The organism is Streptomyces sp. NBC_01635, assembly GCF_045209715.1.
Classification (GTDB): Bacteria; Actinomycetota; Actinomycetes; order Streptomycetales; family Streptomycetaceae; genus Streptomyces; species Streptomyces hirsutus.
Genome location: NZ_CP109277.1, coordinates 8,936,476 through 8,962,850 on the forward strand (window position 1 = coordinate 8,936,476; position 26,375 = coordinate 8,962,850).

Below are 26,375 nucleotides of genomic sequence, written 5' to 3' on the forward strand. Positions count from 1 at the left end.
ATCAGTGCGATACTGATCACATGTCCGCTACGACTTCCCCTCTGCCCCGCACCGGCAGCCGACCCGGCGGCCGGTCCGCCCGCATCCGTGCGGCTGTCCACCGCGCGGTCGAGGAACTACTCGCCGACGAGACCGGCGAACTGCTGACAATCCCGGTCGTGGCCGCCCGCGCGGGCGTGCACGCCACCACGGTCTACCGCCGTTGGGGCTCAGTGGGGGAACTGCTCACCGATGTCGCGACCAGCCGCTTCTCCGGCGACATAGTGGTCCCAGACACCGGAAGCCTCCGTGAGGACCTGGAACGCTACGCCTCCGACCTCGCCAAGGACCTCAACGACCCGGACACCCTCCCCCTCGTACGCGCCACCATCGGCACAGCCGGCGGACAAGGCGCCAGCGCATGCACCAGAGAGCGCAGGCAACAGCTCCAGGCCATACTCGAACGGGAACAGGCCCGGGGCCATCAGATCCCGACCGTCGAACGCGTCATGGATGCCGTGCTCGCCCCCCTCTACTACAGGGCTGTCTTCACCGACCAGGCGCTCACCCCCGAATGGGCACGCACCCTCGTGTCACACCTGCTGCCGGACTGATGGAGTACTCAACACCACCAGTCGCAGACCGCCGAACACACCCGCTGGACGAGCGGATGCCGCAGCGCCGGAGTGAGCGCGGCGGTCCCCAGGGTGACGGCGCTCGTCACCGCGCCGACGGCGGGCAGCACCACCAGCGGGTCGAGCCGGGGACATGCCGTCAGAGAATCGCCCGTCCACAGCGAGCCGAAGCCCGGCCTTTCGGCCTGCCGGGCGAATCCGAGCAGGGGAGAGCAGCGAAGCGGCCGAGAATCGCCTGTTCACGGGTCGGCAGCAGGACGCCGAACCGGGTCGGTGAGGGAACAGCCATCGCAGACCTCTCTGCTCGGGAGCACGAAAACCCTGCACCACGGAAACGCTCCCGAGGATCTCAACACCACCCCCTGACACCCGACTGACCCGCGCCTGAGCCATGCCGAACTCATCAACCAGGTTGTCGTGATCTGCCGCAGCGAAGGTTGAGCGTTGTCATCGAAGGTTGAGCGATCGTTTAGGGCTGTTCGCGGTAGTCGACGGGATCGTGAAGAACGCCAGTGCCGCGAGGGCCGCCACACTCGCTGCGAGCGCCAAGGTGCCTGGAAGGGACCAAACCGCGATCGGTCCGGCAACTACTGCCCCCAAAGCGAATCCGGTGATCTTCAGGCTGGCGCCGGTGGTGAAGATCTGGCCGCGCAGGCGTTCTGGGGCCTCCCGGTGACGGATGGCGAATAAGGCGGCCAGTTGAGGTCCGTCCCCGATCCCCACTATGGCTGCGGCCACGATGAGCACGACGGGTTGACTCCATGTTGCCAGCGCCAGCGCGACAGCCTGGACGAGGGCACTGGCCCAGATGATCGTGTCGGGGGCCACCGAACGCGGGAACCGGGCGAGTACAGCGTTAGCCACCAGTGCGGAGACCGCCGTGCAGGAGAGCAGCATCGCGCCGCGACCGGCTCCACCTAGAGCACGCTCGCCCAGGAGCGGGACGCACGCCGTCAGCATGCCCTGAGCGATACAGGCAATGACCGAAGTGAGGGTCGCTCGAGCCAAGGCCGGCTTTCCGACGATGATCCGCATTCCGGCAGCAAGGTCGCTGATCAGCGGGGTTGTTTGAGCGCCGCCCCGAGCCCGATCGGGACGGGTGGGCAGCATCCACGCGGCGGGCAGCGCCAGCGTGATGAGCGTCGCGGAGACCACCACGGCTGTTGGGGCTCCCAGCATCTCTGCCATACCTCCAGCGAGAGCCGGACCGGCCAGACTCGCCACGCTGAACGTCATGGAATCGAACGCGTTCGCCCGGAGCAGGCGGTCGTCATGCACCACTCGGGGCAGTTGGGAGGTCCATCCGCCCGACAGGGCCGGCCCCAGCAGCCCCGTCACCACGGCGATCAGGACGGTGACAGTGAACGGCAACCGGCTGAGGCCCACGAGAATTGTCCCCAGCCCCGCCGCATAGATGACGAGGGCTCCAGCCAGCAAGCGTCCCGGCCGTGCTGCCCTGTCGAGGAGCACCCCGAGCACCGGCCCGCCTACCGCGGCGGAGATCGTTATGCCCGCGAGCAGCGTCGACGCGTCGGTGGCCGATCCGGCCAGGGCGAACCCTGCCAGCATCAGCGCCGGTCCTGACATCTCATCCCCGGCACGGGCTGCCACGGCTCCGGCTAGATATGAGGGGAGTGAGTAACGCTTTTTCATTGGCAAGACGTTACGGAGGTAACCCAAAACTCAGCAAGATGCGTTACATTCCTTCGGTGTCCTCCAACAGCGACGACTGGTCCAGCCGGCACTCCGTGCTGACCACGGCGCGGCGGACCGCCGCCCTGATCAATGCTCTTGCTGACGACCGCCCAGACCTGGCTGAGGTCGCTGACGTGCTCCGCACCTACGGCGAGACAGACCCCCTCGACCTCACCACCCGCGATGTCGCCGGGATGCGCGCAGCCGCCGCCCTGCTGCGGCAAGTCTTTGCCGCCGAGCATGCCGATGACGCCGCAGCCACTCTCAACCGCCTTCTGCAGGAACACACCGGCCCGCTCCGCCTGACCTCGCACGGCGGCAGCACCCCCTGGCATCCTCACCTCGACCACGACGACAACGCGCCCTGGGATGAGTGGCTCCTCGCTTCGTCGTGCATGGCTCTGACCGTCCTCGTCTGGGACCGTCAGTGCCCGCCGGGCAGGATTTGCGCATCACCCAGCTGCCAGAACGTTTTCATCACCCAGGGCAGCGGCCCGGAACGCCGCTACTGCTCCCGCCGATGCGCAACCCGAGAACGAGTCGCAGCCCATCGGCGCTCGCACTCCGCCGGCCAGCAGCCGAGCGGAATCAAGTAGGGCGCGCAGGAGCAAAATCGACCACTCGAAATTCGATGACCATCACTCAAACTTCGCTGCAACCGATCATGCGCCGCCGAACGTCGGGCTGAACGACCCGCACCAGGGACTCGCTAGGGCCAGCTATCGATCCTCGCAACCCGCCGACCTCGTCGACGCCCGAGGGCCCGGGGCCATCTATCGATCGAAGTCACACGTGTGACGTTGATCGGTAGTCGGCGAGCCATGGTCTGGCGACTGTGAGTTGTGGTCGTGTACGGAGATACGCGGCGGCTCGGGCTTGCCCCGGTCCCGGTGCAAGCCATGCGTGGCCCGTGGCGAACGGACAGCCGCCGCGGACCACGCATGCGACCCTGCCGGTCGCGCCGGCACGCCGTACGTCAGCGCCGTGCGTCCTCCGAGGCGTCCAGGAGTGGCAGACCGGCCGCGTACCGGCGCAGGTATCCCGCGGTGGGAGTGTCCGCGCCGGCGACGGTGTCGGGGGTGCCCTGCGCGACCACTGCGCCTCCGTTGGGGCCGGCTCCCGGTCCGAGGTCGATCACCCAATCCGCGGACGCGGCGACGGGGATGTCGTGTTCGGCCACGACGACGGTGTTGCCGGAGTCGAGCAGCATGTCGAGCGCGTCGACGACCCGCTGGATATCGGACGGGTGCAGGCCCGAGACGGGTTCATCGAGGATGACGAGGCCGGCCTTGCGGCTCGCCGCGCCGCGCTGGATCGCGGACGCGAGTTTGAGGCGCTGGGCCTCGCCGCCGGACAGCTCGGTGGCGCTCTGGCCGAGTCGGAGGTAGCCGAGCCCGACCCGGTCGAGCGCAGTGAGGGTCTCCGCGAGCTGCCGGGGTTCGGTGAAGACCTCCCCGGCCTCGGCGACGGTCAGGTCCAGCACCTGGTCGACGGACAGCCCCTGGTAGGTGACCTCCAGGGCCTCGGGTCCGTAGCGCCGGCCGTCGCACGTGTCGCACACCACCCACATGTCGGGGAGGAAGTGCATGTCGACGAGCCTGCGGCCGTAGCCGGTGCAGGTCTCGCAGCGGCCGCCGGTGGTGTTGAAGCTGAACCAGGAGGCGTCGACGCCGCGCGCGCGTGCCGTATCGGTGGCGGCGAACAGTTTGCGGACGATGTCGAACGCCTTGCTGTACGTGGCCGGGTTGGATCGCGGCGTGCGCCCGAGGGGTTCCTGGTCGACCACGGCGACCCAGCCGAATCCGTCGAGTCCGGTCACCTCGCGCACGGTGTCGGCGGCCGTGCCTTTGAGGGCGGCCGCCGCGCCCGCGGCGAGTGCGCCCAGGACGCTGCTCTTGCCGCTGCCGCTGACCCCGGTCAGGCAGGTGAGCCGCCCGGCAGGGAGGCGCAGCAGCTCCGCGGCCGTGTTGTGGGCGCGCAGGCCGTGCAGTTCCACCCAGTCGGCGTCATCGCGGACCGGGCGGGGGGTACGGCGCAGCCGCGGCCCGTTGCCGGCCAGGTAGCGGCCAGTGGCCGAGGTGGGGTTGGCGGCGGCCAGGGCGGGTGAGCCAGAGACCAGGACCTCGCCGCCGAGGCGGCCCGCGCCGGGGCCCATATCGACGATCCAGTCGGCGCGGGCGATCAGTTCGGGGTCGTGTTCGACGAGGAGGACGGTGTTGCCGGCTTCGCGCAACTCCAGGGCGATGCCGAGGAGGTGATTCTTGTCCGCCGGGTGCAGCCCAGCGCCGGGTTCGTCCAGGACGAAGATGACGTCGCTCAGCTCGGTGCCGAGCTGAGCGACGAGCCGGGTGCGCTGCAACTCACCGCCGGACAGTGTGGCGGCGCTGCGGGACAACTGCAGGTGGGCCAGGCCAAGCCGGTCCAGGAGGCGGATCCGGCGTCCGAGGTCTTGCAGCAAGGGCTCGCCGACGGTGCGCTGCCGGGTGTCGAGCGAGTTGGCGACGTGCCCGGCTGTCGGTCTTCCGTCTAATTACGACAAGGACATGGCAGTGAACTGCAGTGTTGGAGGTATAGAGAGAGTTTCTGTGATCTTGTCTGGTATGGCATCTGGCCAGCAGTGGTTTGCTGTGCCTCGTCAAGAGCGTCATGCGCAGGGGCAGTTGGAAGGCCTGTGAACTGCGGTGTTGTGAGTAGACAGAGGATGTCGTAACTAGACGCACAATCTTATGGCTGGACGTAAGTTGCGGCCGCGATGCAGTTGATCTTGAGAGGTGGGGCGGGGTACTGCCGGATGTGGCTCGCGATGGCTGACCGGGTTTATCTGAGCCTCTCTGGGAGGTGTTCTCAATCTCCGCTGTCGGGGGCGTCGTCGTGGGTTGCTGGCATGTGGCGGACGCTGATGCCCGTTCGGCAGCGGGAGAGACCGATCGTGTCGCACAGGCGTGTGAACAGGTCTGGGCGGATGAGGAGATCTGCTCCTGCGATCGCGGGCAGGAGAGGCTCGTAGTTTCCGTCGTGGACGAGGTGGCCGTGCCTGTGCCGTTCGGAAACTCATCGCTGTTGCTCGGAGTGGGTCTGGCGCGCCACTATGAGCTCCTGGAACCCTGTCCGGATGCTCGTCTCACTGGTGTATCACGTGGCGCGGAAGCTGCTGTCGGTCCCGGCGGCGCTGCTACGCCGACGCGCGACAAAGGATGCTGAGTTGCTGGTGCTGCGGCATGAGAACGCGGTGCTGCGCAGGCAGCTCAAGGGACCGGTGCGGTATGCGCCGGCGGACCGGCTGTGGTTCGCGGCGTTGTCTGCGCTGATCCCGCGGCGTCGGTGGGCGCGCGTTTTCCCGGTGACGCCTGCAACTGTGCTGGCGTGGCACCGCAGACTTATCGTGCGCAAGTGGGACTACAGCAAGCGCCGGAGCAGGCCGGGCAGGCCGCCGACCGCGAGCGCGGTGAAGGCGTTGGTGCTGCGGCTGGCCCGGGAGAATCCGCGGTGGGGATGCCGTCGGATCCAAGGTGAACTCGTTCGTCTGGGGCATTCGATCGGCGCCACGACGGTCTGGGAGATCCTGACGGCGGCCGGAATCGATCCCGCCCCGCGCCGCGGCGGGCCGACATGGCGTGAGTTCCTGACCGCGCAGGCCGAGGGCATCATCGCCTGCGACTTCGTGCACATCGATCTCGTCGACCTGCGCCGGGTGTACGCGTTGGTCTTCCTCGAGCACGGCACGCGCCGCCTGCACATCGCCGGCGTGACCGCCCATCCCACCGGGCCCTGGACGGTGCAGCAGGCAAGAAACCTGGCCATCGAGTTGGGTGTGCGGGCCGACTCGCTGCGTTTCCTGCTCCGCGACCGGGACGCGAAGTACACGGAGTCCTTCGATGCAGTCTTCGCGGCCGACGATATCGAGGTCGTGAGGACCGCGCCGCGAGCTCCTCGGATGAACGCGCACTGCGAACGGGTCATCGGCACCCTGCGGCGCGAGGTCCTCGACCACCTGCTGATATGCAGCGAGGCCCACGCCCGACAGGCCCTGGACGCCTACGCCCGGCACTACAACCGTCATCGCCCGCACCAGGCCCGGGGACAGCTTCCACCCCTCGCCCACAAGCACCCAGCGCCCCCGACCGACCTGGCCGCGCGCCGACTCCTCCGCACCCGAGTGCTCGGCGGCGTTATCAACGAGTACGGATACGCAGCCTGACCAGCAGCGACGCGTTTCTGAACGGCACAGGGCCTGCGCTTGCCACCCTTCTGGTGCGGGCCGCTGGTTAGCGACCTGCATCCGGCAGACCCAGAACAATCAGATGGGTACGTGAGCCCAAACGGCTTTGCCGATGCCCTCCCGGCTCCACCCCCACAGAGCGGACAGGCTGGCTACAACGGCCAGCCCTTTTCCATCCGGCTCCATGAGGTCAGCTGTTCGTGGTTCGGGTAATTTTGGATTGGGATCCCACGCGATGCACATGACAGAACGTGGCGAGGTAGCCAGTGCCAGCCAGGGGTCTTCCTCCACAGAGGGGCTGTGACGGACAGCGTTGGCTGTGAGCTCACCCGTCACGGTGATCACGTCGCTGCTGACCGCCTCCAGGTTCCACCGCTGTAGACAGCTCCGGGTGAACGTCTGGGTTCGGGCGAGCCCTTCCGTGCTTGCGTGGATCTTGGCAGCGGCGAAGTTGTTGAAGGAGATCCCCATGGCCAAGCCCCAGTCCAACGCCTGTGGTTCGCCAGAGTTCGCTACCCATGCTGATCCGGCCAAGCTCGCAAACTGCATGCCACCCGGCTGCGTCACTGTCACCCACCTCCAATTGTCTGATGACCACACGAAAGAGAACCCTCTTTCGAGGGACGGTGTGCGTGAAAAAAACCTCCTAAGATCTACTCGCTTCCATGTGCTTGTGAAATTTCACCACCTGCTACGCCCCGACCTGGGTGATCGATACCGGCCTGTGCGGAGCCAGGCGTGCGGGAGCGCACTGAGAAAAACAACGGAAGGACCACAGTTGACAGGCTACGAAAACGGAGTGTCAGCCCACGCGATCTCAGGCGCGCGGTGGGTGAAAAGCTCGGCAAGCAACCCCGAGGGCGGCAACTGTGTAGAATTTGCAGCCCTACCGAACGGCGACACAGCCCTGCGCAACTCGCGATTCCCCGCGGGTCCGGCACTGGTGTTCACATGTTCGGAAATCGAGGCGATGCTCATCGGCGCGAAGCAGGGTGAGTTCGACTGCTTGATCGACTGAATTTCGACACTGCAGGCTTGCGATCGCCCGTGCGCAGTCCCCACTCTGGGGTCCTCATGTTGAACTACGGGTGACCAAGGAGTCTGGGTGTCGGGCGGTCAAGTCCTGTCGGCTGTCGGGGACGGCGAGGGTCCGAGCAGCCTTCCTGCCGGCGCGGGCAGGGTGGTGGGCGCCCACCTGCGCCGGCTGCGCAAAGAGCAGGGCCTGCGGCTGGTGGACGTCGTGAAGGCGGGTCTGGTCGGTTCCGCACCCACGCTCAGCCGCATTGAGAACGGTGCCACCCCGCTGAAGGCCGAGAAGGTCCTCAGCCTGGCCCGGTTCTACGGGGTCACCACGGACAGTGAACTGGACGCACTCGTCAAGCTGGCCACCCGCTCGCACGACGCCCAGTGGTGGGAAGAGTTCCGTGACGCCATTCCCGGCTGGCTGGAGCGTCTGATCAGTGTGGAGAGCTTCGCCGAGGAGATCCGCACCTATGAGGTGCAGTATGTCCCGGGCCTGCTGCAGACCTCGGCCTACTCGCGGGCGATCATGCAACGAGCCTTCCCAGACGCATCCTTGGCAGACCCCGACAAGAGGCAGAGGCGGATCGAACGGTCCGTTAAGGTACGCCAAGGGCGCCGGGCCTTGCTGAACGAGGCCAGCGCGCCGCACTTCTACGCGCTGGTCGACGAGGCAGTCCTGGCGAGGCCAGTGGGCGGTGCCTCTGTGATGCGGCAGCAACTACGCGAGCTTTACAGCCTTGAAGAGAACGTGGAGCGGATCCACATCCGCGTCCTGCCCTTCAGCGTCGGCGATGAAGCGATGGCGCCAGCTCCTTCCATCACGCACCTCTCCTTCCCAGCTGACCGGGAGGAAGACATGGTGTATCTGGAAGTCCGTAACGGCGGCAGCTACGTCACCAACCCCGAGGACGTCGACCGATACCGGCTGGCCCTGACCGTACTGTGGTCTAAGGCAGCCACCCGCGACGAGACCCTCGAGCTCCTGCAGCACTACATCCAACAGCTTTCCGACTGACCTATGGCTTGCGGGCCACACCGCCGTAAGCCATCAGCATCTGATTGGCCGGACTGAGCTTGAGGCTGGCTCCAGGTCGCCAGCAGGACACATCACCGACGGGTCCCCCTATCGGCTCCAAGCCCTCGAAGAACCGGTCCATCTCGACAGGTGACCACACCCTGGCCCACTCATGCCCGGTCAACTCCTGCATCAGAAGGGAGGCTTCCTCACGCAAAGCGGCACTGTCGCTGGCCAGATCGCTTAAGACGAGGTAACTGCCCGACGGCAGCCCGTCGACCAAGGCCCTCAAACGCTGCAAAGGGGCCTGATCGTCGGAAACGCAGTGCAGAGCAGACACGAACAGCACAGCGGCCGGAGCTCCGCTCTTAAGGAAGCCAGCCCCTTCACTGCGTGACCAGACAAACGCGCTGTCCAGCATGTCCGAGTCGAGGATCAGCGTGTGCTCTCCCGCCAGCATCATCCGCGCATGCGCCAGCACCACCGGATCATTGTCGACATACACCACTCGAGCGGCCTTGTTGACGCGTCGGGCAATCTCGTGCACGTTGTCGCGCGTAGGCAGACCACACCCGTGATCGAAGAACTGGCTGATCCTGCGCTCGCTGGCGAGGTAGCGCACCGCACGCACCAGGAACTGGCGGCTGATGTGGGCAAGAATCCCGGCGTTAGGGGCCAGGTCGATCAGACGTCGAGCGGCTGCGCGGTCGGCCTCATAGTGGTCACTGCCGCCCAACAAGAAGTTGTGGATGCGCGCGTCGCTCGCTTGTCTGACATCGATCATCTACGCGTGCCCCCGCATACCGTAGCTCGCAGCTGCGCCCCCGCACAGGACAGCCCGTGCAATTGCGCGTCAAGTAGACGGCCATGCTAGGAGTTATGCACCACACTATCCACCCCGCCTGCTCTTTTCGGATGCCCCGCAGGAGTGAAACCCAGCAAAATCACCATTGAAGAGGGAACCCGGACCGCTGGTGTGCGCGGGCGCACTACCTCATCAGCACGCCCTCACGCTGCAAAGCTGCGCACCGCGGATCTCAGCAGACAGGTGAAATCTTCCGGATGCCGTCCCGCGATGCCGGCTGCCCTCACCTCCGAGATCTCCAGCCGGTAGCGCAGCAGCACAGCGTCCGCCTGGGACACGGACAGGACCCTGTAGAGATCCAAGCACCGAGAGGTGGCCACCCGGCTGGTTCGGGCGGCGAGCAGCCTCCGGACCAATGCGGACGGGGAAGCGCTCTCCAGCGCCTCCGTCCAGGTCACGGCCAAGTCTCCAAAGGCAGCGCCAACCAGCATCTGCGCCTCCATCTCATCCCCGACCCGCAAAGCTATGTATCGGTTGCAGATCTCAAGACGCGAAAGGCAGAAGGCGGCGAAAGCAAGAGGCATCCCGCTCTCTACCTCCGGCCGGCCACCGGATGCCACCACGGCAACACCCGGTGTCGAACGAATCTCAGGCAGGGCCTGCCACCGCAGTGGACGCGACTCGTGCCGGCCCCGGCCGTCCGAGACCACGTCAGACCAGGTCCTTAGCGCCGCGCACCCCTTGCACCGGAAAAAAGTCGTGCGCCAGCAGGAACGAGTACTGAATGTCCTCCCACAGCGGCCGCACCTGCTCAGGGTCACCACCCAGTTGCAGCACGATCTGATGCGTCGTCGCCCAGTCGGGCACTAGCTCCCCGCTCAGCACTGCGGACAGCGTGCCACTGCTCGTGCTTTGACCGTTGGCTTGCCCCGTGGCCCACAACAACCCCAACAGAGCACTGTGGAAACGGCCAAGCGCAGCAGTCGCCGAGCGCCGGGACGGCTGCCGGTGCCCCCGCGCCCACTCCCACAAAAGCCGAAACTCCTCCGGCCGCCCGTCGGCCGCCGTCACGACGGTGAATACCACCGGCCAGTCCGGTACCCGCTGCCCGGCCAGCAGCCGGGACACGCACGACGGTGACACACCAGCCTTCTGTGCCACTTCCTGAACTGCGCAGCCTCGCGTTCGCAGCAGAAAAGAGATCGCCGCCCCAAGACGCCTGCGGTGCTCCAGCGGACCGGGACCCGCAGTTGTCTCCGCAGGCAGGACAGCCGGTGCGATGGTCCGCCGCGCGCGGCGCCTCATCTGCCGCCGCAGCGCGTTGGGCCCCCACCTCGCACGCGCCGTAGCTTCACTGACCTGTGCCAACTCGGCGACCTGGCCCCAACTGGCACCCTGGGAACGGGCGTCGTGCACAGCCGCCCCGACATAATGAGCGACTTCAGCGCCCACTGCCGCGGCGAGTTCGACAAGTTCCTTGAGATCGCTCTTTCTGCCCTCCGCCTCTACCAGCTCCGTCGCCAGCGCCTGCACCCGCTGCGCCACCCCAGGTCCCCATCGCGGCGAATACACCACCGCTGACTCCCCGTCGCTTTGCCGGCTGCGCACCCGCTGCGCACGGCGGCGACAGGCGTCCTGGCAGTAGCGGCGAGGACGACCAGGCTGCTTCACGCGCCGGAACCGCCGTCCGCATTGCATGAACGCGCACGTGCTGTACTCGTAGCGAGCACCGTGTCCGACGCGACTTCCATCCTGCTTCATCTTTTTGACCCATCCGCTGAATCCATGGCGCCCTGGGGCGGAAACCCTTGCCTGCCTCCGCCCCAGGGCTGACCTGTGCATCCGAAGCGGGGTGAGACAGCCAGCAGGCAGCCCCACCCCAGTCCGATTACGTCAACGGCGACGGAAGCGCTGGTAGCTGACCACCGAGCCGTCCGTGAGGGCCCCCAGCAGCAGTCCCCACCACACCTTCTCGGGCACGACCGGACCGTGGATGGCCGTCACCACGCTGAGAGTCGTCATCAGTGCTGCGCCCCAGCGCAGCTTGACGGCCAGAAAACTCATCGACTGGGTTTGCGCCGTGAAAACCAGCGGAATGCTAGTTTCTGTCGACGCCGGGAGCACCTTCGCGAGCAATCGGCGCACCTGAATCATGTTCGGTCTCCTCAACTGGCTTGAGTCGGACAATGGTTCACTCGTCAGGGCCCCTCTCTCACAGGGGCCCTGACTCATGTGCGCGGAACGCTATAGCCCGCCTCCCAGGGCGCGCACGTCACCGGGCTGCCGTGAAAACGGAACGATGCCCGGTCGCTCGGCGCCTTGGAACGCCATCAAAGGCAGAAAACGATCAGGTCACGTCTGAAACTGGCACCTCTTGCATGCAGAGAGGTGAAGAAGTGTCCAGAACAGCTCGGCGCGGCGGGAATACATGGTTATTTGAACCTCTGAAAATTACCCAATCGAGTGAACCTGAGGCTGTAAATTTCGGGCTCGGTGAAAATGAGAAAGGCTTGTTACCGGCCAGGCACGGCTAAGACACCCGAGCGCCGCCTCAACGGTCTGGGAGATCCTCCGCGCCGTGGGCATTGATCCGGCCCGCGCCGGGCCGGCCCGACCTGGCGCGAGTCCCTGTCCGCGCAGGCCACCGCCGTAATCGCCTGCGACTCCTTGAGCATCGACACCATCGGCCTGCAACGCCTGTACGCCCTGGTCTTCCTCGAACACGACACCCGCACGCTGCACGTCGCTGGTGTCACCGCACCCAACAACTGCCAGGGCCGCCCAGCAAGCCCGCAACGTCGCCACTGACCTCGGCATGCGCGGGGGCTCGCTGCGCTTCCTTGTCCGAGATCGCGACAGCAAGTACACCGATACCTTCGACGCGGTGTTCCAGGCCAAGGACGTGGAGATCATCAAGGCGCCGGTTCGAGCGCCGCGGGCGAACGCTCACTGCGAGAGAGCCATCGACACCCTCCGTCGAGAGGTCCTCGACCATTCCTCATCCTCGGCGAAGCCCACGCGGGTCAGGTCCTGGCCGAATACCAGAAGCACTACAACGCGCACCGCCCCACCGCAGCCGAAACCAACTACCGCTCGAAAACCAGGAACAACCGCCTCCGACGCCAGCGTCGGCAGCCCGCAGAGTCCTCCGCACCTCAGGGCTTCGTCGTAGTCGGCTGATTTCCGTTTTGTGATCATGCGAGGCCGAGGACCGTGAGAGGGCGGCGGGCGTCACGCGCGTTGTGGCGGAGGGCGGCGGCGATGTTCCTGACGCCGCCCAGCCGGAGGGCGCCTATGGCGAGGTTGCGCCAGGTAGCCATGGCCCGGGGAGCGTTCCCGGTCCGCAGCTGCGAGGCGTCCTCGGCAAAAGTGGTGTCGCGGACGTGGTGCAGGACCTCGATTTTCCAGTGGTCCCGGATCAGCTTCGCGAGCTGGGCCGGGGTGGCCTGCTCGGCGGTCAGGCTGGTGACCGCATGGACGGTGGCGATGGTGACCTTGCCGGTCTTGCGGTCGGTGCGGCGGCGCTTGATCTGGACCGCCTGGCGGGCGCCGGGGAAGAGCAGGTTGCTGACGGTGGCGACCTTGATCCGGCGGATATCGGAGCGGCCGTGGCCGCTGCCCTGGGTGCGGCCCTGGAGGGGTATCTCCTTCCAGGGCAGGGAGTTGAGCTGCTTGCGCAGCTTCTTCTGGTTGCCCTTGACGATCGCGATGTAGTGGGCCCGGCGGCCCAGGAGGTATCCGGCATGCTCGCGCTGGGTGTGGAGCGCGTCGCTGGTGACCACGGTTCCGGCCAGGTCGGCGACAGTGTCCAACAGTGGCTGGAAGCAGGTGGTCTCGCCGGTCTTCTCGCCCACGTCGAGCTGGGCCAGGACCAAGCCGGACGTGTGCTCCAGGGCGGAGAGCAGGTGCACCTTGCGGCCGCGGGCCCTGGCCGCGCCGCGCAGGCTCTTGCCGTCCACTGACAGTCCGCGCAATCCGGATCTCTCGGGGCGGCGGTCGGCGAGCCAGCCGCCCACGGCCCGGTCCAGCGCGTCGCCGTCGATGCGGGCCAGCAGCCGGCGGACCGTCGCCTCCGCCGGCACCGGCCGCCGCGGCGGTACCGGATCAGGCTGCACGCCGAGCCGTTCGAGTACCTGTGGTGGTGCGTCCACGATCCACTCGCCGACCGCGAGCAGTGAGGTCGCCCCGGCCAACACCGCACACGCGGCCAGCGCGAGCACAGCGGCAAGGCCGTGCCGAACCCCGCGCGGGTCGCGAGGATCCGGCACCTCGGCCAGCCGTTCCAGCAGGCCCGGCACCTCCCCTGGCACAACCTGGGGCCGCTCGCGGAGCTGGTCAAGGGCAGGTGGGATCAGCGATGATGCGTCGGCAGGCACGGTCTTCCAGGCAGGTCACGGGGCGTAGAGAACTCCATGATCTTGGAAGCCTGTGCCTGCCCTGCTCGCCAGGAGCCGTCCAAACCGGCAGAGCAAAGATCCTGGTCGACCGTCGGTTCTGCAGAGGGCTAACCGAGCGGCAGCTCGACACGACGTCCGAGGCCGATTTCCTCCGCCTCATCGTTCGTGACCATCGCGAACACTCCGCTCGGAATGCCCGGAAGCCTGGCCAGGTCAGACGCCACGGCCAGGAGAACCTCCTCAGCGGCCCCGGCGATGGAGAAGACGTACGCCTCCTCGTACTCCTCGGCATCGTCGTACACCTCCGCCGCTTCCTGCTCGGCGAGGAAGTCCTCGACCTGGTCGATCCACGGGAAGGGATCGGCGCCTTCCGGAGTGCCCGCGGCTTCCCTCAGGGGCACATGGATCTCAACGACAATGTCCATAAAGATCATTGTCGCGGGTCAAGGTCTGGACGCATGAACCCACCCCACTCTCGGCGCACCGCGAGGCGCGGCAAATCAGCGTGAACCGGACATCACGCGACTACGCCGAAGCCTTGCTCCGCACCTGCGTCCTCGGCGGTGTGATCAGCGAGCAGCGATAAGCCTCTTGGCCAGCGGTGACGATTATCCGAGCCCCACAGGTTCCGCAGGGCGCCGTGGAGTACGTCCGGGGCTGGTGAAGGTGCCGGCGGCCGAGTTCGCGCAGTGTGACCTGATGAGTCTGTTCCGCTAAGCACCACCGCCAGTAGATCCGGGAGGCGCTGAAGTTCCGTCCCGCGACACGACCGGATGAGCAACGGCTGATCGTGTGTCGCGGGGAACGGCGAGCCTCCTTGAGTTCCTGATCCTGCGATGGAGGCCGTCCCGGTGCACCGTCGCCGCGTACAAGAAGGGAGGGCCGTCCCGGACTACGGGCAGCGTGCTCTCCGTTGGCCGTGCCGCTGATGTGTCCGCCGTCGTCGTCCTGCCTCATCCGGCTCTGTGTTCCGGGCCGGATGAGGCTGCCGTCTCTTGGGTGACTGGGCGCCGCGGCTTGATGACGGTTGCGGTCTGTTTGCGGTGTCTGCGGGATGCCGTTGTTGAACACAGAGGCGGGGCGCCGTCAGGCGGGGTCGGTCGCCGTAGGCGTGGCGGACAGGCGTGTGGTGTCCGGAGCGTGTAGGGGGCCGGCGCGGTGGTGGAGCTGGTAGATCATTTCGTCGGGGTGTCGGAGCAGGCGGGTCCGGCGCCAGGCGGTGTCGTAGGACAGGGGTGTGGGGCTGCGCTGCAGCTCGAGGATGGCGCGGATGCTGGTGAGAGGGGAGAGCAGGGTTCGCCAGAGGATGAGTCTCATGGGTGTGCCCTCCGCTCCATGGTGAGAGGAAGCGCCGAATCGGGCGCGTCCGTGCCGGTGAGCAGGCCTCCGCCGTTGAGGGTTTTGAGCGCGTCGAGGAGGGCGAGCATGGCTTGCTGCTGCTTCTCGGTGTCGGTAAATCCCTGGCCAAGTTGTTCCCACTGCTGCATCAGGGGGGTCCACCACCGGTCGCAGGACGTGATCAGGCGGGCCAGACGCTGGAGTTCGGCGACGTAGTCGTCGCCGAGCTCCTGGGGGAGTGGCGTTCAAGCCGGTCCAGGACGACGAGGTCGGGGTGGTCGTAGAGGTGGGTTTTGAGGAAGCGCAGCCGGCGGATGCGGTGTTCGTCCGCCTGCCGTTGGAGGAGTATGTCCTGTGCTGCGGCGGGCAGACACAGGGTTGCCCGGGCGTCGATCAGCCGGTAGTGCGGGTTGCGGTGCCGGTTGGGGAGGGCGGCGTTGACGGCGTCCTGGGCGGCGGCAAGGTCGGCAGCCTCCAGGTGGGCGGCTGTGCGTAACGCTGCGCTGTGGACATGGGCGCGGACAGTTTCTTCCACGGTGGAGGGGCTGCGTCGGTGCGGGCGCCAGCGGATGGTGTAGACGGCTTCGAAACTGATGCCGGCGGTGGCGCTGGGCAGCAGGCGGGGCTGGCTGCAGGTGTTGGTGCGCGCAGCGTACTGCCACGGCCACCTCATGCGGCGTCTCCCGGGATGGGGAAGACGGTGCGCAGCCGGGGATCGACGAGGTGCTGGTAGAAGTCGTCCGCCACGTTGGTGCCGTGGGTGGTGGAGATGCCCCGCAGTTCCTGCATGAGGGACATGCCGGCCTGGAACATGTTGTGTCCCCGCAGGGCCGGCAGGAGCTGCTCCCGCAGGTGCGCGTAGGCGTCGGGATCATCGGCGCAGCTGCGGATCCATGCGGTCAGGCGCGGGATGAGCTCCTTGGCGGTGTCCGGGTTGCCGAGGAGGTCGTGCACGGCACGGACGATGTCGATATCCGGCGGGGGCGTGGCGATCAGCCAGGGCTTTTTGTCGTCGCTGGCGGTCATCAGGGCGAGGAAGGCGAGGCTGCCACTGTGGGCGGAGACCTTGTTCTGCTGCCAGTTGCTGACTTCGGCGACCAGTCGGGCAGTGACGGCGGGGTGCCGGGACAGCTCCTCGAAGGAGGCCAGCATGTGCCTGCGGATGTCCTTGTCGCTGCTTGACTGCGCGACGCGGCGCAGCCGTACCATCGCCATCTTGGCTGCCGAGGTGGTGACATCGGGCTCGGCGAGGATGCGCCGGCACACCGCGATCACGACGAGGGCGTAGTTTTGCTGGGCTGCCCACCGGTACAACATGCTCCAGGCCAGGCGGCCGATGTGCTCGTTGCGCACCGCGCTGTCCATGACGGTGCCCAGCACGTCCGGGCGGACACCGCCAGCGATCTTGCCGAGGCGGTCGAGATGCTCCACCGTCCCGTGCCGCACTGTCAGGTCGGTCAGCATGTTCACCGCTCGGTCCTCTGGTGAGGCTTCGACTGCTGTGCTGACCAGCCAATTGATCAATGGCTCGCGCATGACGTCGTAGTTGTCCCAGACATACTCCAGCACGGCCCGGCCGTAGGTGGGCCTGTCGAAGACGACGACATCTCGCGTGTCGACGTCGGCTCCGACGTCCTTGATCCGGCGGCGCAGTCCCCGGCTGGCGAACACGCTGTGCGCCGGGGAGAGCGCCGCGGTGCCGGCGGGGGAGTCCTCGATGAACGCCTGCAGCCTGCTCGCGCTGCGCGTGACCTGGGGCATAGGGGCGGACTGCCATACGGCGAGGGCCAGCAGCAGGCAGCGGTCCTCCAGAGTGAGGGAGGGGTTGTCACTGCTGTGCCGGACGGTGGTCTCCCCGAACCGGGTGTCGAGTTCCTCGCGCCAGTCGGTCAGCGCTGCCTCGATGCGCTGTGCCAGTGTCAAAGGCTCGAGGCCGTCGTCATCCGGCGGTCCGGGCTGCTGCTCGTGATGGTTGTGTTCCTGCCATGCCTCTACCACGGTACGTGCGGCGCGAGCCGCAGCCACGGCACTCAGCCCACGCACGCTGGCCTGGGCGGTAGGGGAGGACCGCAGTACGGTGACCAGACGGCTGTAGCCGCTGGCGTCGAGGCGTGCCTCGATCAGCTGCTGGGCGTCAGGGGCCTGGCGTAGCCGCACCACCTGGATGCCGTCCCGCTCGCCCAGGTGATGATCGGTCCACAGACCCTCCGCCACGGTCAGGACCAGATGGGAGCGGGCGGCGTTGAGGTTCTCGGCATGTTTGGACAGCGCGCCGAGGAAGTCGGCCGACAGGGCGTCGTGCACGGGATGCTTCAAGTCGAGCTGGTAGGCGTGGTCCTTCTCCAGAGGCAGGCGCCCCTTGCTGGGGGTTGGCCAGTCCGCATCCAGTTTCATCAGGTGTGTGCGGCCGGCGGTGTGCTCCGCCAGCAGGCGCAGGGCGAAGGTGGTGGAGCCGGACGACCGCGGTGCCACGACGATGAGCACGGGCTGGCGAAGGCGGCCGGTGGCGGGGGCGAGGACCTGACCCCATACCTCGGTCCAGTGGTTGCTGCGGACGAACGGCTGCTGCAGCAGCGCGGTGCGATCCTGGATCTCACCGTCCAGGACGTCCTGTTTGCGGGTTTCCAGGATCACCTCGTCGATGTGTTGCGCGACGACATCGGCACGGCTGTGCAGGTGGATCGGGCCGTCTGCGGTGAGCAGGACGGGCCCGTCCCCCCGGCTTGCGGGAGGTGCATCTGGTGGGCCGGCGGGCGCACCGGCATCGCCGGTGCTGCCCTCCGGGGCGTCCTTGGCCCGGCGCCAAGGGGACCTCCAGCCATGGGACGCACTGTGAGCGGCCGCGGGCGTCTCACCGCCGTCAGCGGGGTGGGGCGGGCGGGAGGGATCGAGCGGAGCTTCGGACATGAGGGACCTCCAGGAGAGTGAAGGGGGCTATGCCGGGAATCGAGCGGTGTCAGCGCAGCGGATACGTGTTGTGCACCTGCCCGATGTGAGCGCCCACCGTGGCCCCATACACCGGAGCGAGGAACTGGATAGCGCCGCCGCTGTCCGGGGCAGCAGCGGCGGAAGACGGACCAGCGCCGGGAGGTGAGGATTCCGGCAGCACACCAGCGACCGATGAGCCAGGATCCGGCTCATCAGTGAGATATGGCGCGACGGCCGCGCCCGTCATGCCGGGTACATGGATGTGGCAGGGGGCCTCGAAGTCGGGCTTGTCGCTGACGCGCGCGGTCGCCTGCAGGAAGTGGACCGGTGTCAGCTGAGGGGTGTAGCCCCCGTGGACACACCGCCGGTAGGCGGTCTCCGACAGGACACCAGCGACGAGCGTGTCGGTGGCCTTCGCCGCCTTCAACGCCTGGCGTACCGCCTGGCTGTTGAGTAGCCGGTTGGCGTCGATGAGCGCGTTGCCGCCCCTCAGCCTGGACGAGGGCACAGGACCGGCATGCACGCTCACACGCAGCCGCACGACGGGACTGCTGGCCAGCCGGTGCTGCTCATGACGCAGCAATGCCGCGCTGAGCCGGCCGAGGAACGGGTCGATGATCCTGGCGAGGACCGAGGGCGGAAACAGAAGGATGGCCCCGTCGCCGGCGTCCTTGTAGGTTTCGGGGAGGGCTTGAGGGTCGGGAAGAGCGCAGTCGGCGAGCACGTTCGTCAAGAGGTCGTCAACCTCGGAACGCGCGCTCTCCATCTTTGCTTCTGGGATCCGGCTGTACTTTTCCATGTCGAAGGCCAGCAGGGCGTACTCGGCAGGAATGTCCAAGCTCTTCGAGGACGGCAATGACGGCATCAGGGACGCCTTTCAGCACGGGCGGTCGGATGAGCGCCCCATGCTGGCCGGATGGCGGTGCCGGCGATGCCCACCAGTGGGCACGCCCGGCGTGCCCCAGATCACGTCTGCATACGCGCGTGTGACTGAATGGCACGGATGTTGCAGACGAGAAGCCCACCGCTGGACGCGGTGCGCACCCAACCTTGCTCCCGCCACGGTTTGAGCGCCATTCCCACAGCGTTCCGTGACGCGCCGATCATCTGGGACAGCTCCTCCTGCGTCAGGCGGATGACGCGCTCCACAGCAGGGGAGGAAGCCGCCTCGACCAGACGAGAAAGAGCCGAGGCCAAACGCACCGGCACGGAGGCGGTCGCCAGCTCGAAACGAACCGCTTCCGACTCTCTTACCCGGGTGATGGCATGGCGCAGCAACGAAGTCAGCAGGCCGTGCGCGTTCACGAACTCGAGGAAGTCCGGGGCGGGGACGATGTGCACGCGGCATTTCTCGGCGGTGATGACCGTCGCCGAGCGTGGCTTGTCGTCGAGGACGGCCAGCTCCCCGAGTAGCTCGCCAGCGCCCCGTATAGCAAGAAGAGCGCGCTCCCCGTTTGCCCCGGCCAGCGTGACCAGAACGGATCCGGAATCCAGCAGGATCACATGCGTTGCAGCGTCCCCCTGACGCAACAGCACACTGCGTGCCGGTCGCACGCGCAGGGGGGCGAGCGCCCGCAGACCCTCCCACAAAGCCTCGCCCATCACTTCGATATGCGGCTGATACACCATCCCCCCCATGTGGCGCGCGGCCTGTCACATACGGGGGATCTTCTCAATTGAATGCGTAACCACTCAACAGCCCCATTCCGGCCAACAGTAGTGCCACAATGACCAGATCACCGGCCAAACGGATCAACCGCAGCTTCCTGTCAGCCAGCCGGGACAGCACCCGCAGCCGGCGTTCCTCCCACGGCCGTTGCGCCTCCGTACCGGCCTGCGCCCCGCCCGGCGCGCAGCCCTCGCACCCATCAGCCAGCTCTGCTTGCAAACCCGCTGCCGGCATTACGGGACGCAATGCCAGCAGCGCCACACCGACAGAGGCAGCAAGCACAAGGCAAACGGAGACCAGCACACATCCGACCGCCCGCGAGACACCGCCTGTCTGCCCGAGTACTGCCACCGACAGCGCCAGCAAACCACCGGCCACACCGCACAGCGCCGTCGCCTTCGTGTCCGCCCGCTGTACCTCGATGAACGCCTGAGCAGCACGCTCTCGAAGCGAACGCATGTCCACACGGCAGCTGGATCCCGCTCCGCACCCCACAACCGCGCTCCCTCCTTGAACGGCACAGTTCCAGGTTCACCGTGCTCGTTACGAGCAACCACCGCTGCCCAGTAGAGGGCTCAGACAGTGCAACGCCTGTCACCAAGGTCAGACATGCCAACGGACTTCGCTGAGCACACCGATCTGGCTTGTCTGACACACCCCAAGGCGCAAGCCGCGTTCGTCGGGCAGTGCCCCGTGCTGTCATCCGTTTCGGTTGCATCGGTGCCAGTCGGTCTTGTCGACGAGGCCACGGACTGCGAGACAGCCCATGCAGATGAGAGCGGCGGCGACGAGGAGGGCTTCCCAGCTGTGGCGTAATTTGCTCTGGCCGCGCGAGCGCGCGGCCCGGATCCGGTCGCCATTGCTGGACAGGTAGACCGTGATAGAGCACAGGCCGCCGATGGCCGAGACGACGCCGCCGACGGTGCCGTACAAGGAGACGCGCTGTTCGGACTCGATCCAGCAACCAGTCACTCCACCCCCAGATACCTACCGCTATTACATGCGCTGTCACCAGCAGGAAAACCATGAGGTAGCCCCACCACACGGTTTCGGACCATCGGTCGACGACAGGGGGATGACGAAGCTGTGGGCCGAAGAAGTTCAAGATCGCCTGGCAGGGGCTCTTTCAACCTGGCCGTCGCCGGAGACCGAGTGAGCCGAACTCCTGTGCGCAGCGACCCCTTTCATACACTGACAGCACTGTCATCCTGGCCTGTCACTTCCTGCACCTGAAGTAGGGCTTTTAACTGAAAAACCATCCGCTGCTGTCACCTCACCCGTTACGGTCTGGCGTCATGAGGTTTCTGCACACCTCGGACTGGCATCTGGGCCGCCGGTTCCACGGGGAAGACTTGACTGACCGTCAGCGAAAGATCCTGGAGCACATTTGCGCCACCGCCCGCACCGAACAAGTTGACGCCCTGCTCATCGCGGGCGACATCTACGACCGCGCCATCCCGAGCCTGGACGCGGCGCGCCTGTTCAACTGGGCCCTGCACGAACTCGCCGACCTCAACATTCCCACGATCATGATCAGCGGGAACCACGACTCCGCCCACCGCCTCGGCATCGGCTCAGGCCTGTACGCCAAGGCCGGCGTGCACCTGCGGACCGACCCCGCCGAGGCCTTCCGCCCCGTCCTGCTATCCGATGCCCACGGACCCGTCGCCGTCTACGGCGTGCCCTACCTGCACCCCACCCTGGTCAGCGAACAGCTGCAGGTGGAAACCCCCTCCCACCAGGCCGTCCTCACCGCGGCCCTGGACGCCATCCGCACCGACCTCGCCACCCGCCCCGACGGCACCCGCGCCGTCGTCCTGGCCCACGCGTTCATCACCGGCGCCGACAGCAGCGACAGCGAACGCGACATCAGCGTCGGCGGCGTCGCCCATGCCGGCGCCGCCGTGTTCGACGGCATCCACTACACCGCACTCGGCCACCTCCACCGACCCCAGGCCGTCAGCGACCGCATCCACTACAGCGGATCCCCGCTGGCCTACTCCTTCTCCGAAACCGGCCACACCAAGTCCCTGGCCCTGGTCGACCTGGCCGCCGACGGCACGCCCACCGTCACCCATCAGGACATCCCGGCCGGCCTGCACCTGCCGCTGGCCCGGCTCATCGGGCGTCTGGAGGACCTGCTCGCAGACCCCGCCCACGCGCCGCTGGCCGACGCGTGGCTGCACGTCACCCTCACCGACCCCGCCCGGCCGTACGAGGCGATGAGCCGCCTTCGCCAGCGCTTCGCCCGCACCCTCGACATGAAGCACGAACCCGCCACCATCCCCGCCCAGGCGACCGACACCCCCACCTACCGCGACCGGGTCCGCGGCCGCAGCGACCTCGACATCACCCACGACTTCATCACCACCGTCCGCGGCACCGCCCCCACCGACGACGAGCAGGCCCTGCTACGGGAGGCCGTCGACCACATGAACCTGCACGCCCAGCAGAAGGAAACCGTCTGACCATGCGCCTGCACTCCCTGCACCTGCAGGCCTTCGGTCCCTTCGCCGACCGGCACAGCATCGACTTCGACGCCCTGACCGCCGACGGCCTGTTCCTCCTGCACGGCGACACCGGAGCGGGCAAAAGCACCCTGTTCGCCGCGATCTGCTTCGCCCTCTACGGCTATCCGCCCCGCGAACGCAACGCACGGCTGCGCAGCGACCACGCACCCGCCGACCTGCTCACCGAAGTAACCCTGGAAGCAACCATCGCCGGCAAACGCCTGCAGATCCGCCGCGTGCCCGCACAGCGAAAGCCCCGCTCACGCCGCCCGGGCGAGTTCGTCGACCACAAAGCTGAAACCGACCTCAAGCAGTGGACCGAAGACCAGCACGGGCAGGGCCAGTGGGAGGGCATCAGCAGCGCCCGCAAAGAGGCCGGCAAAGAGATCGAAGCCCTCCTGGGCCTCAACCGGCAGCAGTTCTGCCAGGTCGTCCTGCTCCCGCAGAACGACTTCACCAAGTTTCTGCGAGCGGACGCCTCCGAACGCCGCGTCCTGCTGGGCACCCTGTTCGGCACCCGCCGCTTCGGCCGCATCGAGGAGTTCCTCGCCGAACGCAAGAACACGACCGCCAAACGCCGCGACGAGGCCCGCGCCGACGTCATGCGCCTGGCCGAACGCATCCAGCAGGCCGCTGGCGACGAACTCGGCCCCGCCATCGGCGCCCCACGCCCCGACGACCCGGCCACCCTCACCGACCAGGCACGCCTGTGGGCCACCGCCCTGCACCAGCAGGCCGCCACGCTCCAGCAGGCGGCCACCGCCGGCACCGAAAGCGCCCGCCATCTGCTGGATGACTGCCGCACCACCGAGCAGCGAACCCGTGACCTGCACCGCCTCCAGCAGACCCATCACACAACGACGCAGGAACTGACCCGGCTCGACGAACGCACCGACTACTACACACAGCTCAGCGACCGACACAGCCGAGCCCGCACGGCGAGGCAACTTGAGACCGTCCTCGACGACGCACACACCGCCGACCGCGACCACAGCCTCGCCCTGGCCGCCGACACCAACGCCCGCGCCCTCCTGCCGATTGAACACGCCGCCCAGGACGCCAATGGTCTCGCCGAGGCCGTGCAAGAGGTACGCGGCAACATCGGCGCCGCCCAGGCCCTGCTCCCGGACGAAGCCGCACTGCAGAAGCACACCGACGAACTTGCCGCACTCTCAAAAGAACGCGACGAGCTGGCCGCCACCGTCACCGACGCCCAGGACTGGCTGGACGGCCTGCCCCAGCTGCGCGAGACGCTGACCGCACGGCTGCAGGCATCGCGCACCGCCCAGGAAGCCAGCAGGGAACTCGAAGCCACCCTCAGCGCGGTGACGACCCAGTGCGAGGCTGCCACCCGCCGCGACGACCTGCTCGTCCAGGCCGCCGCCGCCGACGAAGTCCTGACCAGGACCACCGGCGTCCTCAACGAGGCTGCCACGGCCTACATCGCCATCCGCCGGCGCCGTACCGACGGCATCGTCGCCGAACTCGCCGGCCGCCTCAAGGACGGTGAAAGCTGTCCCGTCTGCGGCTCCGCCACCCACCCGGCACCCGCCACACCCCAGTCGGGCCAGCCCACGGCCGCCGACGAACAGGCCGCCGAAGCCGCCCACACCGCAGCGGAGCAAAAGGAGAAAGAGGCCAGCCAGAGGCTGGGCAGCCTCCAGCAGGAGGCCGCTGAGGCACGCGGCCGGGCCGGCGGCGACACCCCTCTGGCCGACCTCACGGCCCAGCGCACCGAGCTGACCGACCGCATTCACCAGACCTTGGCCAAAGCCGCGGACGCAGGTCCAGCCGAAGAAGAACTCACCCGTCTGCAACAGCAGCAGACCGACCACGAACACACCCGCAACACCGCACAGCAGCGCCTGGGCGCCATCGACGCCACCTACGACAGCCTGCACACCCAGCGCGAGACCCTCAGCCGGCGCCTGGCCGCCGCCCTGGATCAGCACACCACGCTCGCCGACCGCATCACCCACCTCACCCAGCTCGCCGAGCAGCTCGAGAGCGCAGCCAAGTGCACCGCCGCCGCAGCCCGCACCACCACGGACCTGCGCACCGCCACCCAGCGCGCAGAACAGGCAGCCCAGGCCGTCGGCTTCGCGTCACCGGCCGAGGCCACCAGCGCCCTGCTGCCCGACGACGACCTAGCCCGCATCAGCGAAGAACTCACCAACTGGCGCGAACAGCGCCTTGTCCTGGCCGCCCACCTGGATCAGCCCGACCTCAAGAACGCCGCCGCCCAGCCTCCCGCAGGCCTGGAGCACGCTGTGGCGGAACTGGAGAAAGCCACCACCGCCCACTCCCAAGCCACGAGCGTCGAAACCCAAGCCACCACCCGCCTCACCGCCCTCGCCGCTCTCGGCACCCAACTCGACGCTTTTACCAAGAGCCTCGAGCCGCTGGAGGCCGCCTACAGCACCGTCGACCACCTCCACGGCCTGATCAGCGGTGGCTCACTCAGCAACCAGCTCCGCATGCAACTGGAGTCCTACGTCCTGGCCGCCCGCCTCGAAGGCGTCGTCGACGCAGCCAACACCCGCCTGACCCACATGTCGAACCACCGCTTCACGCTCGTCCACTCCGACGAACGAGCCGCCCGCGGCGCCAAATCCGGCCTAGGCCTAAAAGTCCTGGACGCCTGGAGCGGACACCAGCGCCACACCGACACCCTCTCCGGCGGAGAATCCTTCTACGTCTCCCTGTCCCTGGCCCTGGGCCTCGCGGACATCGTCACCGCCGAAGCCGGCGGGCAAGCACTCGACACCCTCTTCATCGACGAAGGCTTCGGCACCCTCGACGACGACACCCTCCACCAGGTCCTCGACGTCCTCGATTCCCTGCGCGACCACGACCGCACCGTGGGTGTCATCAGCCACGTCGCCGAGATGCGCCGCCGCATCACCCAGCGCCTCCACGTCCGCAAAAGCCCCGTCGGCTCCACCCTCGTCCACGTCACCGAAGCAGCCGAATGACATCCAGCCCCTCCCTGAACGGCACTGCCGCCACCTCGAACCGGGCCGACAGCACCGGTCGGCCCACAGCACAGTGCCCTGCACTGGACTGCTGTCACGCGCTCGGCCACCATGCGGCAGAACCCGCCGCGCAACGGGCACCCTCGATCTCGCGCCATGGCCGCAACAGCCCGACCGTCTTCGCCCCATGCCAGTGCGCCAGGATGTCCCCAGCGGTCCCGGAACGCGGGCCCGCCCTGCTTGCGCCAACCGTGTCGAGGTAGCACTGCATGCTGGAAGCCACCCGCCCCACGCCCCAGGACCCCGCGACGCGCACGCTCTTCCCCGACCAGGCAGAAGCGGTCGAGCGGCTGGTGCGCCATCTGCGGCGCCCAAGGAGCCGGGGGCTGTATGTATCGGCGACGGGAACCGGCAAGACACTGGTGTCCATCCGCGTGGCGGACCAACTCGATGCCCGGCTGGTGCTGTTCGTCGTGCCCACCCTCGACCTGGCGGCACAGACCGCTCTGGCCTGGCGCAGCGACGGACACAGCGAGCACATGGTGATCGTCTCCTCCCTGGACAGCTCGGCCCGAGAAGACCTAAGGGCCGCACGGATCGGCTCGACCAGCGACCCACGCGGACTGGCTGCGCTGATGTCGGTGGTGGGGGAGGAGACAGACCAGATCCCGGCGCTGACGGTGATCTGCACCTACGACTCCCTTAACAAGATCGAGGAAACCCAGAGCACGGGGTACACGGTGCCGCCGTTCGACCTGGCGGTGATGGACGAGGCACACCGGATTGCCGGCCGGGCCGACAAAAAGTGGGCAGCCGTCAACGACGCCAAGCGCATCCTGGCCGACCGCCGCCTCTACATGACCGCCACCCCCGCATCTTCGCAGCCCCCGAATTGGCCGACTCCGCCGACACGGCCCGCCCACGCCGCCGCTCCCACCACGCCCCCGAAGCGGACGTGCTTACCAACTCCATGGACAACGAGCAGGTGTACGGGAAGAAGGTCTTCGAGTACCCGCTCGCCCAAGCGGTGGAGGACGGCCGAGCGGCGGACTACCGCATCGTGGTGCCCACCCTGACCGATGCCGACCTGCGCCGCCGCCTGAACCTCCCCGCCCCTGGAACCCCCCACTCCAACGATGGCAACGACGAGGAGGGGGACAGCGCGCTGCGCACCACCGCCCTGCACC

Annotated in this window: 25 protein-coding genes and 1 pseudogene; 9 read left to right on the forward strand and 17 right to left on the reverse strand. The window is 67.4% G+C overall.

The window, feature by feature from the left end; translation table 11 throughout:
- Positions 1-20: 20 nt before the first annotated feature.
- A complete protein-coding gene (locus OHB56_RS40750) occupies positions 21-593 on the forward strand; it encodes a TetR-like C-terminal domain-containing protein (protein ID WP_406350932.1) in 573 nt (190 codons plus the stop codon).
- 8 nt (positions 594-601) lie between these two features.
- Here the strand turns inward: OHB56_RS40750 and OHB56_RS40755 are convergent, their stop codons facing one another.
- Together OHB56_RS40755 and OHB56_RS40760 are read right to left on the reverse strand one after the other, a co-directional pair.
- Positions 602-820 (reverse strand): LLM class flavin-dependent oxidoreductase, encoded by a 219-nt coding sequence (locus tag OHB56_RS40755; RefSeq protein WP_406359315.1) that lies wholly within the window; start codon positions 818-820, stop codon positions 602-604.
- Positions 821-1,061: 241 nt separating this feature from the next.
- On the reverse strand, positions 1,062-2,267 hold the full coding sequence (locus OHB56_RS40760; RefSeq protein ID WP_406350930.1) for an MFS transporter: 1,206 nt from the start codon (positions 2,265-2,267) through the stop codon (positions 1,062-1,064).
- Between the two features lie 38 nt (positions 2,268-2,305).
- Between OHB56_RS40760 and OHB56_RS40765 the strand changes: the two genes are divergently transcribed.
- The gene (locus OHB56_RS40765) at positions 2,306-2,905 is read left to right on the forward strand and encodes a CGNR zinc finger domain-containing protein (protein ID WP_406350928.1); all 600 of its coding nucleotides are present in this window, start codon (positions 2,306-2,308) and stop codon (positions 2,903-2,905) included.
- Between the two features lie 380 nt (positions 2,906-3,285).
- Here the strand turns inward: OHB56_RS40765 and OHB56_RS40770 are convergent, their stop codons facing one another.
- Positions 3,286-4,767 (reverse strand): hypothetical protein, encoded by a 1,482-nt coding sequence (locus OHB56_RS40770; protein WP_406350927.1) that lies wholly within the window; start codon positions 4,765-4,767, stop codon positions 3,286-3,288.
- A gap of 654 nt (positions 4,768-5,421) precedes the next feature.
- On the opposite strand from OHB56_RS40770, the gene OHB56_RS40775 reads away from it, so the two are divergent.
- From OHB56_RS40775 to OHB56_RS40785, 3 genes are all read left to right on the forward strand, one after another.
- A complete protein-coding gene (locus tag OHB56_RS40775; protein ID WP_406350926.1) occupies positions 5,422-6,507 on the forward strand; it encodes an integrase core domain-containing protein in 1,086 nt (361 codons plus the stop codon).
- Between the two features lie 799 nt (positions 6,508-7,306).
- On the forward strand, positions 7,307-7,546 hold the full coding sequence (locus OHB56_RS40780) for a DUF397 domain-containing protein (RefSeq protein WP_406358860.1): 240 nt from the start codon (positions 7,307-7,309) through the stop codon (positions 7,544-7,546).
- 87 nt (positions 7,547-7,633) lie between these two features.
- Positions 7,634-8,566: a helix-turn-helix domain-containing protein gene (locus OHB56_RS40785; protein WP_406350925.1), complete on the forward strand. Its 933-nt coding sequence runs from the start codon at positions 7,634-7,636 to the stop codon at positions 8,564-8,566.
- A gap of 1 nt (position 8,567) precedes the next feature.
- Here the strand turns inward: OHB56_RS40785 and OHB56_RS40790 are convergent, their stop codons facing one another.
- The 4 genes from OHB56_RS40790 to OHB56_RS40805 form a co-directional block, all read right to left on the reverse strand.
- Positions 8,568-9,350: an SAM-dependent methyltransferase gene (locus OHB56_RS40790; RefSeq protein WP_406350924.1), complete on the reverse strand. Its 783-nt coding sequence runs from the start codon at positions 9,348-9,350 to the stop codon at positions 8,568-8,570.
- Positions 9,351-9,574: 224 nt separating this feature from the next.
- The gene (locus OHB56_RS40795) at positions 9,575-9,829 is read right to left on the reverse strand and encodes a hypothetical protein (protein ID WP_406350922.1); all 255 of its coding nucleotides are present in this window, start codon (positions 9,827-9,829) and stop codon (positions 9,575-9,577) included.
- Between the two features lie 253 nt (positions 9,830-10,082).
- A complete protein-coding gene (locus OHB56_RS40800; protein WP_406350921.1) occupies positions 10,083-10,916 on the reverse strand; it encodes a hypothetical protein in 834 nt (277 codons plus the stop codon).
- Positions 10,917-11,264: 348 nt separating this feature from the next.
- A complete protein-coding gene (locus OHB56_RS40805) occupies positions 11,265-11,525 on the reverse strand; it encodes a hypothetical protein (protein WP_406350920.1) in 261 nt (86 codons plus the stop codon).
- A 513-nt stretch (positions 11,526-12,038) separates the two neighbouring features.
- On the opposite strand from OHB56_RS40805, the gene OHB56_RS40810 reads away from it, so the two are divergent.
- Entirely contained in the window at positions 12,039-12,179 is a 141-nt protein-coding gene (locus OHB56_RS40810) for a hypothetical protein (RefSeq protein WP_406350919.1), read from the forward strand.
- A gap of 545 nt (positions 12,180-12,724) precedes the next feature.
- Here OHB56_RS40810 and OHB56_RS40815 read toward each other — a convergent pair.
- From OHB56_RS40815 to OHB56_RS40860, 10 genes and pseudogenes are all read right to left on the reverse strand, one after another.
- A pseudogene (locus OHB56_RS40815) lies at positions 12,725-13,747 on the reverse strand (ISAs1 family transposase); the annotation flags it as partial.
- Between the two features lie 128 nt (positions 13,748-13,875).
- Complete coding sequence (locus tag OHB56_RS40820) at positions 13,876-14,193, reverse strand: hypothetical protein (RefSeq protein ID WP_406350917.1); 318 nt, start codon at positions 14,191-14,193, stop codon at positions 13,876-13,878.
- 661 nt (positions 14,194-14,854) lie between these two features.
- A complete protein-coding gene (locus OHB56_RS40825) occupies positions 14,855-15,085 on the reverse strand; it encodes a hypothetical protein (protein ID WP_406350916.1) in 231 nt (76 codons plus the stop codon).
- Positions 15,082-15,255 (reverse strand): hypothetical protein, encoded by a 174-nt coding sequence (locus OHB56_RS40830; protein ID WP_406358851.1) that lies wholly within the window; start codon positions 15,253-15,255, stop codon positions 15,082-15,084. Before OHB56_RS40830 ends, OHB56_RS40825 begins: the two co-directional genes overlap by 4 nt.
- Positions 15,256-15,287: 32 nt before the next feature.
- Complete coding sequence (locus tag OHB56_RS40835) at positions 15,288-15,779, reverse strand: hypothetical protein (protein ID WP_406358852.1); 492 nt, start codon at positions 15,777-15,779, stop codon at positions 15,288-15,290.
- The gene (locus OHB56_RS40840) at positions 15,776-17,740 is read right to left on the reverse strand and encodes a hypothetical protein (protein ID WP_406350912.1); all 1,965 of its coding nucleotides are present in this window, start codon (positions 17,738-17,740) and stop codon (positions 15,776-15,778) included. Before OHB56_RS40840 ends, OHB56_RS40835 begins: the two co-directional genes overlap by 4 nt.
- A gap of 322 nt (positions 17,741-18,062) precedes the next feature.
- Positions 18,063-18,872 carry a hypothetical protein gene (locus tag OHB56_RS40845; protein WP_406350910.1) on the reverse strand — a complete coding sequence of 270 codons (810 nt, stop codon included), beginning with the start codon at positions 18,870-18,872 and terminating at the stop codon, positions 18,063-18,065.
- A gap of 128 nt (positions 18,873-19,000) precedes the next feature.
- A complete protein-coding gene (locus OHB56_RS40850) occupies positions 19,001-19,663 on the reverse strand; it encodes a Crp/Fnr family transcriptional regulator (RefSeq protein ID WP_406350908.1) in 663 nt (220 codons plus the stop codon).
- A gap of 43 nt (positions 19,664-19,706) precedes the next feature.
- Complete coding sequence (locus OHB56_RS40855; protein WP_406350906.1) at positions 19,707-20,162, reverse strand: hypothetical protein; 456 nt, start codon at positions 20,160-20,162, stop codon at positions 19,707-19,709.
- Between the two features lie 240 nt (positions 20,163-20,402).
- Positions 20,403-20,675 carry a hypothetical protein gene (locus OHB56_RS40860; RefSeq protein ID WP_406350904.1) on the reverse strand — a complete coding sequence of 91 codons (273 nt, stop codon included), beginning with the start codon at positions 20,673-20,675 and terminating at the stop codon, positions 20,403-20,405.
- 323 nt (positions 20,676-20,998) lie between these two features.
- Here OHB56_RS40860 and OHB56_RS40865 point away from each other — a divergent pair, with 323 nt between their 5' ends.
- The 3 genes from OHB56_RS40865 to OHB56_RS40875 all read left to right on the forward strand — a co-directional run bounded on the left by OHB56_RS40865 (position 20,999) and on the right by OHB56_RS40875 (position 26,264).
- On the forward strand, positions 20,999-22,171 hold the full coding sequence (locus tag OHB56_RS40865) for an exonuclease SbcCD subunit D (protein ID WP_406350903.1): 1,173 nt from the start codon (positions 20,999-21,001) through the stop codon (positions 22,169-22,171).
- Positions 22,172-22,173: 2 nt separating this feature from the next.
- Positions 22,174-25,188, forward strand: a complete 3,015-nt coding sequence (locus OHB56_RS40870) for an AAA family ATPase (RefSeq protein WP_406350901.1) — start codon at positions 22,174-22,176, stop codon at positions 25,186-25,188.
- 269 nt (positions 25,189-25,457) lie between these two features.
- Complete coding sequence (locus OHB56_RS40875) at positions 25,458-26,264, forward strand: DEAD/DEAH box helicase family protein (RefSeq protein WP_406358854.1); 807 nt, start codon at positions 25,458-25,460, stop codon at positions 26,262-26,264.
- Positions 26,265-26,375 lie beyond the last annotated feature (111 nt).

Coding starts and splice junctions, on each gene's coding strand:
- OHB56_RS40750 (WP_406350932.1), top strand. CDS start 21: ATGTCCGCTACGACTTCCCCTCTGCCCCGCACCGGCAGCCGACCCGGC.
- OHB56_RS40760 (WP_406350930.1), bottom strand. CDS start 2,267: ATGAAAAAGCGTTACTCACTCCCCTCATATCTAGCCGGAGCCGTGGCA.
- OHB56_RS40765 (WP_406350928.1), top strand. CDS start 2,306: ATGCGTTACATTCCTTCGGTGTCCTCCAACAGCGACGACTGGTCCAGC.
- OHB56_RS40775 (WP_406350926.1), top strand. CDS start 5,422: ATGCTCGTCTCACTGGTGTATCACGTGGCGCGGAAGCTGCTGTCGGTC.
- OHB56_RS40790 (WP_406350924.1), bottom strand. CDS start 9,350: ATGATCGATGTCAGACAAGCGAGCGACGCGCGCATCCACAACTTCTTG.
- OHB56_RS40805 (WP_406350920.1), bottom strand. CDS start 11,525: ATGATTCAGGTGCGCCGATTGCTCGCGAAGGTGCTCCCGGCGTCGACA.
- OHB56_RS40820 (WP_406350917.1), bottom strand. CDS start 14,193: ATGGACATTGTCGTTGAGATCCATGTGCCCCTGAGGGAAGCCGCGGGC.
- OHB56_RS40825 (WP_406350916.1), bottom strand. CDS start 15,085: ATGAGACTCATCCTCTGGCGAACCCTGCTCTCCCCTCTCACCAGCATC.
- OHB56_RS40830 (WP_406358851.1), bottom strand. CDS start 15,255: ATGCAGCAGTGGGAACAACTTGGCCAGGGATTTACCGACACCGAGAAG.
- OHB56_RS40835 (WP_406358852.1), bottom strand. CDS start 15,779: ATGAGGTGGCCGTGGCAGTACGCTGCGCGCACCAACACCTGCAGCCAG.
- OHB56_RS40850 (WP_406350908.1), bottom strand. CDS start 19,663: ATGGTGTATCAGCCGCATATCGAAGTGATGGGCGAGGCTTTGTGGGAG.
- OHB56_RS40855 (WP_406350906.1), bottom strand. CDS start 20,162: ATGCGTTCGCTTCGAGAGCGTGCTGCTCAGGCGTTCATCGAGGTACAG.
- OHB56_RS40865 (WP_406350903.1), top strand. CDS start 20,999: ATGAGGTTTCTGCACACCTCGGACTGGCATCTGGGCCGCCGGTTCCAC.
- OHB56_RS40870 (WP_406350901.1), top strand. CDS start 22,174: ATGCGCCTGCACTCCCTGCACCTGCAGGCCTTCGGTCCCTTCGCCGAC.
- OHB56_RS40875 (WP_406358854.1), top strand. CDS start 25,458: ATGCTGGAAGCCACCCGCCCCACGCCCCAGGACCCCGCGACGCGCACG.